This is a genomic window from Lactobacillus nasalidis, assembly GCF_016587775.1.
GTDB classification, from domain to species: domain Bacteria; phylum Bacillota; class Bacilli; order Lactobacillales; family Lactobacillaceae; genus Lactobacillus; species Lactobacillus nasalidis.
The window spans coordinates 1-1,490 of sequence record NZ_BOCG01000071.1 but is presented as its reverse complement, the minus strand read 5'-3'; the positions used below and the strand labels follow the sequence as shown (position 1 = coordinate 1,490).

At 56.8% G+C, this 1,490-nt stretch carries 1 protein-coding gene; it reads right to left on the bottom strand.

The window, feature by feature from the left end; all coding sequences use genetic code 11:
• On the bottom strand, window positions 1–1,434 hold a 1,434-nt coding region (locus tag lacNas_RS00845; RefSeq protein WP_244661394.1), incomplete at its 3' end, for a polysaccharide deacetylase family protein.
• Window positions 1,435–1,490 lie beyond the last annotated feature (56 nt).

Here is a 1,490-nt window from a genome sequence, read left to right as displayed (position 1 = left end):
AACATCAAACACTGCCCGCAGGCCGTTTTTGGAAACCTCCAGAGTCGGCGGCCGGAAGTCAAGTGACAAGGCCGGCTTGCCGCCGACTTTCACGTTGCCGACGTACTTATTCAGCTTCTGGTAAGAGCGGGCCAGGTCTTTCTTCATTTCCCCTGTCTGCTTGGCAGTTAGGTTGTGGTATGTGCCGTTTTTGGCAGTGGCCAGGGGGACATGAGAGTCAGAGTGGCTGGCGATTTCATGCCCGTCAGCAGCAATTGCCCGCAGCAGGTTGGGATTCTTGTCCACATTTTCAGTCAATACGAAAAAGGTGGCCTTGACCTGGTGCTTTTTCAAAACATAGAGCAGCTTGTTGATCGACTCGTCGCTGCCCCAGTCGTCAAAAGTCAGAAACAGCACCCGGTCGCTGGTCAGACGGCCGACCTGGTCCAATTGGCTTGTCTCCCAGTAGCTGAAGCCGGGCATTTTGACCGGCGAGGTGACAAAATTGCTGCCCAGATAGTGCTGGCGCACATAGGCCAGCTGCCGCCAAGCCGGCTGCAAGCGGCTTAAATTTTGCTTGCCGGCGCTGACCAGGCTGCTTTTTTGCTTGTTGAAGCTGTAGCAGTCCTTTGAGGCCCGCAGCTGGCTGATTGTTTTGAGCTGGTAGCGGCTGCCCGCGGCCAGATGCCGGCTGCCGTATGGATGGTAGGCGATTGCATCGAGCTTTTCTTTCAGCAAGTCCTTGATCATCTGGCCCATCACCGTCTTGCTGCCGTTTTGCCGGTCCTGGTCAGCCTCGTAATAACCCAGATTGATGCCTTCAATGGCGCCGCGGCTGAAGCGGACCTTGGACAAGGCCCGCAGGTTCTTTGGCAAAGTCGTCCAGCTACTGGACTGGCTTTTGGCCTTGATCAAAGACTGCTGGGGCTCGATTGGCGTCAATTTGGCGGCACTGGCTGCTTCCAAAACGCCAGCGGCCGGCTTTTTCGCGCTGACCACCAACAGCTTGGGCCGGTAGCCAAAGCGCCACTGACAGTATTTCAGACAGTTGTTCAAATACTGGCTGCAGCCTCTGAAATTAGCCGGAAAGGCGTTGCTGGGCCGATAGACCAGGGCCAGTTCGTTTCCGGCAGCCAGCAGCCGTTCAATCGTCATCCCCTGGCTCTGCAATTCATCAAAAGTAGCAGCAAAGCTTGCCTGGCCCCCGCGGCTTTTGACGATCCGGCCGGCTTCCAGGTCAGCTGCCGAATGGCCCAAGTTGGTAAACAGCAGCGCCAAGGCTGGTTCCGTCGTCAAGACCTGTTTTAAGCTGGGGCGCTTTTCTCCGCCGTTTTGCCGGCGCAGCCGGGCCAGGTCCTTAGCGCTGAGGGCTTTGATGGCCGGATGCTTGACCAAGCTGGCCAGGCTCACGAACTGGTATTTCTTTTTCCGGGCTTTCGCGGCAAATGCCGCCATTTTTCCAGCGGCTTCAGGCTTAAAAAGGCAAAAGCCGCCCGGACGGATCTTCAGCT